At 48.1% G+C, this 8,109-nt stretch carries 4 protein-coding genes; 1 reads left to right on the forward strand and 3 read right to left on the reverse strand.

The features are described 5' to 3' along the window. Both GF401_06945 and GF401_06950 read right to left on the reverse strand, forming a co-directional pair. Positions 1–1,410: hypothetical protein (locus GF401_06945; GenBank protein ID MBD3344783.1), on the reverse strand; the 1,410-nt coding region annotated here is incomplete at its 3' end. Beyond that, positions 1,397–4,744 carry a CoA activase gene (locus GF401_06950; protein MBD3344784.1) on the reverse strand — a complete coding sequence of 1,116 codons (3,348 nt, stop codon included), beginning with the start codon at positions 4,742–4,744 and terminating at the stop codon, positions 1,397–1,399. The genes GF401_06945 and GF401_06950, both read right to left, overlap by 14 nt. 130 nt (positions 4,745–4,874) lie before the next feature. On the opposite strand from GF401_06950, the gene GF401_06955 reads away from it, so the two are divergent. Next, positions 4,875–6,092, forward strand: coding sequence for an aminotransferase class I/II-fold pyridoxal phosphate-dependent enzyme (locus GF401_06955; GenBank protein MBD3344785.1), 1,218 nt, complete (start codon positions 4,875–4,877; stop codon positions 6,090–6,092). Positions 6,093–6,098: 6 nt separating this feature from the next. Here the strand turns inward: GF401_06955 and GF401_06960 are convergent. Then, a partial coding sequence (locus tag GF401_06960; protein MBD3344786.1) for a radical SAM protein occupies positions 6,099–8,109 on the reverse strand: 2,011 nt, incomplete at its 5' end.

The raw sequence follows: 8,109 nt of genomic DNA on the forward strand, positions 1-8,109 counted from the left end.
CGCCGTGTCGTCCCGTCGTTTCCCCTTCACCCGCATCCAGTGGCGCTGTTTGGCCTTGAAAAGGAGCATGGAGACCCTGCTGAGAATGCCGACTTCGTTGTCGCCGCTTGTCTCGATAGAAAGAAAATTGAGCTGCGGAAAACGGGCCATAACCTTGGCCTGGATACCGTCGGAGATACCGGATGATGTCAGGCAGCCGAAAGGCTTTGCAGAAATGAAACCATCCACCAGATCCGAATAATACACAGCTTCAGCCACCTCGAGATTGCCCTCCCCGCCGAAAATTTCCGGGTGATAATACTCATGACCAAGTCGGGCAAGATGGTGCAGATCATAAAGATCGGCCCTTCCGCCGAACAATTCCGGCCGCAATACCTTTTTGAGCTTATTGTAAAGATATTTAACAAACAGAGACCTGCACCGGGCGGTGATAATCAGTGCAAGCGCCTGCATTTTCTTTGCAATACTTTTTTCGTATTTCAGCTCCCGACGGAATACCCGTTCCTGACGCCAGAAATCGTACATGACCCGGTTGGTGAATAATCCGGGATACACCTCGCAACCTTCATCCATAATAAACCGTCGAAGATTATAATTGCCTTCATTGTGGGCAAGGTTGGCAAAAAATTCTCCGGTAACATAAATCAGGGGAAGAGGATTTTCTTTCCGGGGAATGGAGTGCAGCAATTTGCCGACTCTTTTCAAGGCCCGAGGCAGGGCAAACCACCACCAGCGGCTGCAGAAAGCATCGAGCAGTATCCGCTCCATTCGCGCAAGAGCCCGGAGCGCCGTTTTCTTGTTCTTTGCATACGGCCTGAGCGCGCACTCGGCTATATGCAGAAAATCCGAAAGAATAAAGGCCATGGCCATGTTTACCCTGAATTTCAAATCGACAGGCAGGGCACTGTTCCCCCGTTGCATTTCGGTGGTAAAACCCGAAGAAAAAACAATGACCCTGAATCCTTTGAAACCGGCATCGTTGAGCGCTTTCCAGTACTCTTGAGGATACATACCATACCGGCAGGGACCACATTGACCACCGCCGCCTAAAAACACATACTTTTCCACAATTTCTTCTTTAGTAAAATTCTTTTCCTCTTGTATTATGAAAAGATTTCTCAAAAGCGAGCCACTGGTGAAATACATAGGGTTGCATTCCATCCGGTTACCGAATTCCTTGCCCCACCGGACATCTTCCAGAATATGGTCGCCCAGATCTTTGTATTTATAACCATTTCGTTCAAAGAAGGCACGCAGAAAAAAGGATTTTCGCCGTTCGACAAAATTATAGAGAATGGTCACTTCTTTTTTGTCTTTTTTCTTCCAGTGATTACTCGTGTATCCGTTCCAATGGTCACCTGAAGAAACTTTCGGCCGCTTAACGGAACCGGCCTTATCAAACTGAGACATGATTAGAGCCTGCTTTCATTGCCTTTAATTTTTTCTCTTCAAGACGTAAAAAGTATTCAATGGTCTGGATTCTTATTGCAAAGGTTGCCCGCGGCCGGTTTTGATCGATATCATGAAATAAAAAATGGGGTGCCTCCGATGCATCGAGAATTGTATCGATGTACGAATAGATAGGAGCATCGAACCCACACTTGAAACTTGACAGATCGATGACCGCAAGATTGGGATGTCGAGCCGCAACTTTTGCAGCCCAGAGTTTTATATTGGTATTCCGATTGAAACTCCGCCGCCAGACATCACCTATACGCCGGGAAGGACTTTGCTTGAAAAGAGGATCAAGAAAATCATCGGTCACCGGCAGCGATTCTATACAGAACACCGGAAAGCCTCTCACCTGAAATTCTTCGGGAATACCATGGTTAAGTCCGGGATCGTGGTGATAGGGATGACCGATCATCAAAATACCGATTTCCTCGTTTTCAACCAGCCGGTTGAGCAGTTTTGCCCCCTGTGTTCGAAGCGAATCCAGATAGCGTTGCATGGCGGCGTACCCCTGGGTGACCGCCCAGGAATTTTCCTGCCTGCTTACCTCAAGAGGGCCGGCGAAATATTCATAGAGCATATCAGCAGCTTCGTTGTGCCGTTCCATATTGACCAGTGGTTTCCAGTATTCCACCCCGAATTCTGAAAACATATTGCGGTCCTTGGTAAAAGCCGCGTGCACCACCTCCGGGGTGCCCATCTGAATGGGACAGGCATTATTCCCCACCACGTTCTCGACCATGGATTCCAGATGGGTTATACAAGGGAAACAGAGATGGGTAACGTTTTTTCGGGTAAGCAGATTGTGAAAATGAGCTGGCGCGACTTTAGCCGGAAAACAGGGATCGATTGCCCCCCATTTATTCCCTTCTTCCCAGAGCGTCTTTGAGGTATAATCGCTGAATACAACCTTGCCCACGCCCAGTGCGCGAAAATAGGTGCCGAAAAAGGGAGCATAGTAGTAAAGATTAAGGACCCGGGGCATTCCAACAACCATCGCCGCCCGTTTTTCAAGAACAGCTTCCCGCTTTCTTTTCCCGGCACGGCTCCTCCCGAAATAGCTTTCCGGACAAGCGTCGAAAGGATATTCATTAAATGCTTCAACAGCCGCCTGATTGACAAGATTGGGATAAGTATTTTTAACACTTTTTATTTTGCTGTCGTGGGATTTTACCGCTTCGACACTGTCGGCCATGCCGCGATCACAACCGTTTCCGGAAATATACCGTATTTTTTTATCCGGACTTACGGTAATATCTATAAAAGTGCGTGTACACTTATTAACACAAAAAGGGCATCGGGTTGAATCGTCGTTACAAGTCACGAATGTCAAGTTCGAGGCTTTTTCCAGTCCTACAAACGAGGATGGTCTGCCGGTCCTCTGTTTTCGGACCTCGAGTGCGGCGCCGATTGCTCCGCAGATATCGGCATAATCATGAACAATGACCTCGGCCTCGGGATTCCTGCTTTTGATATAATCGACCTGCGCCTTGACAGCAGCGAGGTTTCGCTGAGTGCCGCCCTGTAAAACAATACGTCTTCCAAAACGGGATACGTTGGTATCCTGGACGATATAATTCCAGATATTGAGTGGCAATACGAGGGCGAGTCCGGCCATGATCTCTTCTTTTTTCCAGCCCAGTTGCTGAAAATTTACCCGGTCCTGTTCCATGAATACGGCACATCCGTAATTAAAGGCCGGAGCGCGGCGGGCCTTGAACGCAGTGGTTGCATACTCTTCTATGGGAACATCAAACTGCTCGGCCATTGTCTGAAGGAAATAGCCGTTCCCGGCGCTGCATTGCGTGTTGAGCTTGAAATCCACAACTCGTCCGTGTTTGAGAAACAGCACTTTAATATCCTGACCGCCCACATCGCAGATAACATCGATATTACCGTACCTGTGCACCGAGGAGCGCATATGGGCAACGGTTTCCACCACAACGGTATCGAAACAGAATGCCTCTTTAAGTATCGAAGATGCATACCCGGTCACGCCGGTTCCGGCCAGCCTGAGAGTGATATTCCTGGATTTGATCCACCGATCAAGCCGCGCCGCCATTTCTCTAATGTCTATAATTGGATTGCCCTTCGAAAGGATATAATCCCGATAAAGAGGAACGCCCTCGCTGTCGACCAGGACAAGCTTTGAGCTTGTCGAACCACCGTCAACACCCAGATAACCGGTTATGTGAGCACCTTCCGGAGGCTCGCATGCCTTAAACGGAGGGATTGTATATGCAGCGACGAATTCGTCGAGTTCCTGTTCAGATTGCACAAGACCATTCCGGAAAGAGCCGTTCTCTCCAAGTTTTTTCATGCGCTCATGGGAGAGATAATTATCGAGCCCTTTTCTTCCCTCATAATAAAATCTCCTGTCCTTTGCAGAAGAGCCCTCAAATGCGGTAAGCATTTCGCGGGATTCTTTTCCGAATATCACCGCACCGGCGGCAGCATAATACTGTGCACCCTCCGGAACTCTGATGCTTTCTGGAAGCGAAGGTGTTTCCGGTACATAGTGGTGCAATTGCCAGGTGCTGGGAATCCAGGTACGCCAGAGGTCGGTGAGGACATTCAAATAAGCATGCGGTCCCCCCAGGAGGAGTACCGGTGCACGAAGAACATTGCCTTTTACAAGCACTTCGAGGTTCTGTTTGACAATTGCGGTGCAGAGCGAAACCACAATTTCTTCCATTTCAATTCCGGTTTTCAGAAGTCCCACAACATCGGTTTCGGCAAAGACACCGCATTTTGCCGCTATAGGATGAATCGTTTTTCCCTGAGCCCGCACTTTCCGGACCTCAGACAACGATATTCCGATCTTGCCCAGAATCCTGTCGAGGGTAGCGCCGGTACCACCGGCACATTTGTCATTCATAAAAGAGGAAACCGTCGCATTCCCTTCCTTGTCCCTTTTCCAGATAATAATTTTGGCGTCCTGGCCCCCAAGTTCGATAACCGATCCGGTATCGGGACACAACCGCTCAACCGCGGATATCACGGCATTAACTTCCTGTACATATCGAGCATTGATATACGGCGCCAGACTGCGCCCGCCACTTCCGGTAATATAGATACACAGCATGGCCCGGCTGTAATATGCCTCGATTTCATCTAAAAGAAGACTGACGACTTCCGGCTGACGGGCATGATGACGAGTGTATGCCCGGGCTAAAATGGCATTATGCTCATCCATAACCACGACTTTTACCGTTGTCGAGCCGATATCAAGACCTACGGAAAGAACTTCATTGTTTTCTGGTGATTTCCGCACCAGATGCTCGAGTTTCATTATCCTGCGGTATTCCTAATTAGACGCAATTATTCCAAAAGCAAGATTCTGAAATATACATTGATGGTACGATTTATTTTAAGAAAGGATCCTAATATTTCGTATTTATATTTTGAGGTCTTTTCCTATGATGTACTATAAAAAATCGCACAAGCTCGAAAATGTCCTCTATGATATTCGTGGACCGGTTTCCCGTGAAGCTCAGCGGCTGGAGGAAGAGGGATACCATATTCTGAAACTTCACACCGGTAATCCGGCTGCTTTCGGATTCGATACCCCCGATGAAATGCTTCATGACGTAATAGTTAACCTGAAACATTCTCAGGGTTATCTCGACGACTCCCGGGGGCTCTTTCCCGCACGGAAAGCGGTCTTTCAATACTACCAGGAAAAGGGCGTCGAGGGCATCGATGTCGATGACATTTATATCGGTAATGGCGTCAGTGAGTTGATCATGATGGCGCTTCAGGCACTGCTCAATACCGGGTATGAAGTGTTGATTCCGGCGCCCGACTATCCGCTCTGGACAGCTGCGACCAACCTGGCTGGCGGAAAACCTGTCCATTATATGTGTGATGAATCTTCGGGCTGGATTCCCGATCTGAAGGATATCAAGAAGAAGGCGTCGTCAAAAACCAGGGCGATAGTCATTATTAATCCGAACAATCCTACCGGCGCGGTGTATCCACGAGAAGTCCTGGAAGAGATTGTAGATGTCGCCCGTGAACATGAACTGATTATTTTCTCCGATGAGATATACGATAAGATCCTTTATGATTCCGCAGTCCATGTTCCTACGTCTCTTTTAGCTCCCGACCTTCTCTGCATAACCTTCAACGGTCTTTCAAAATCATATCGTGCCGCAGGATTCAGGGCAGGATGGATGGCGATCACCGGTACCAAAGAGACTGCATCGGATTATATGGAAGGTCTGGAGATGCTCTCGAGTACCCGCCTGTGCGCCAATGTTCCCGCCCAGTTTGCCGTTCAAACAGCACTGGGAGGTTACCAGAGCATTAACGATCTGGTCAAACCCGGAGGACGGTTGTATGAACAGAGAAATGTCTGCTACCAGCTGATTTCGGAAATACCCGGTGTCAGTTGTGTCAAACCACAGGGCGCGCTCTACCTCTTTCCAAAACTGGACCGGAAGAAATTCAATATCAAAAATGATCAGAAGCTTGTACTGGATCTTCTATTGCAGGAACATGTACTGATTGTACAGGGCACCGGTTTCAACTGGCCCGAACGTGACCATATTCGAATAGTATTCCTGCCTGCCGTTGAGGATCTTAAAATGGCATGCGAAAAAATCGGGAATTTCCTCGCAAATTACCGTCAGGAATAATTCCGGTCAACCATCATCCTGCACCTCAAAGGAGCGCAAGGTTGTTTTCGGGGTCTTGTTTTTATAAAATTCTTTCCAGAGGTAAAAGAACCCCTCCAGCAACGATTCGGTGGTGAAATTTCTGGGTTTGAAAACCACATTCCCCGTGTTCCAGAGATGGTAGTTCCGGTGCAGAATCCGGTTTTCCTTTTCCGCCAACATACCAAATGGTGTTCCGGGAAAAGGAGTATTGATATAAAACTCGGCCAGATCAATACCGGCATCCTCGGAAAATTTCAAAATCCGGTCGAATACCGCTTCATCCTGATCGTCAAAACCGATACCGTAGGATGCAAAGAAATGAATGCCGGCATCTTCGTTCATTTTCACCAGATCGACGGCATTCCGCCATTCTTCTTTTGTACAATCACTGCTCATCAGACGACGTGAATTCCGGTCAAAGCCGAAAACAGTGTACATCGACGATGCTCCCCCTTTGGCGAGCTTTTTATAGAACTCCGGATCGGGAATCATCATCATGGTGGATGCAAAAAAGATGCTGACATCCATATGCTGCGTCCGTTCCATCAGTGCAAGAACATATTTTTCGCATTTTTTGCTCGGTATCATGATCGTGTCATCGGTGAAATAGAATTCACGATAAGGCATTGATTCGATATCCCTGATGACGCAATCGATTGGACGGAGTCTGAGACGATACCCCTCCTTATGGGGAATAGGGCACATGCCGCACCTTACCGGACATCCACGGGTGGTGAAAACCAGGTGTGCATCCCACTTATAAATATCTCTGCTGAAAATATCTCTCTTGGGAATCGGCAGGCAGCCAAGCTCGAAACTCTCATGGCCATGGTATTTTTTTTGAAGCTTTCCCGCTTTTAAATCCTCGAGGATCTGTGACCAGACGGGTTCCACCTCTCCCACACATACTGCATCGGCGTGTTCCAGGGCTTCCTCAGGCCGGCCGGTTGGATGAATACCACCAAGAATCACCCTGGTTCCGCGGCGACGAAATTCATCGGCAATCTCATAGGCACGCTGGGCCTGAGGCGTAAAACAGCTGATAACCACACAATCGACCTTCTCATCAAAATCTATCTGCCGACCGACATTGTCATCCGTCAATTCAAGGCTGATTTCGGGCGGAGTAAGGGAGGCAATTATCGGAAGCCCCAGCGAGGGTGGCATGGTATAATTACCGACCAGATGATCTTTGACCAGCTGATCGAGTTCATGATGCCCCTCCAGAAATTTTCTGAAACGGGGATAAATCAAACGAAATTTCATCTCTTTCCTTTGTGAAGGCGGCTGCGAGGGTTTTCTGTTCGATTCAGGACGACGCAGCATCATCCGAGTCGTAGAATAAGAATTGTACATTACATTCCAAACCCCGCCACCGGGTGTGCCCCAGTGACCTACCTGATAAAGATTCTCGAGATAGGTCTGCTTGGGAAGTTTGGCTTCACCATACATGTCTTTTGTATTTTCGAATCCGTACAAGGCGCCGGCGGTATTGCCGGTATACCGCTCAAAAGTGGTGGGTGAACCGATTTCCCGTAATTCAACGGCCGATTCGATTCCAGGATAGAGTTCGTCCGCTTTGGCGAGCATACGGTCGGCGACACGATTTTTTGCCTCTTTCCAGTTTTCGGCGGCATGTTTCTGTACAAATTGCATAAGAGTCAGGGTATCGGGATTACCACTCTCCTGCGCCTTGAGAAAAATGAGATGATTGACATTCTGTATGTTGTTTGCCATGATAGATTGAAAGATATCTTCATGGCATCTCGAATCAAACCAGAAATTTATGCTGTTATCAAGCAACGGCATGGCGCCGGGCTTCATACCGAGATAGGCAACAACCGCTGATATCGATGGATTGAGGCTGCGGAGTCTCCGTAACCATAATTTCTTCCGGGCCTCCTGATTAATTATTTCTAAATGAAGGGTGTAAGGACTGATATTGGAGACGAAGTAATCGGCTTCAATTTCCTCACCCGATTCCAGGACTGCATGA

Source organism: Chitinivibrionales bacterium, from assembly GCA_014728215.1.
Taxonomy (GTDB): Bacteria; Fibrobacterota; Chitinivibrionia; order Chitinivibrionales; family WJKA01; genus WJKA01.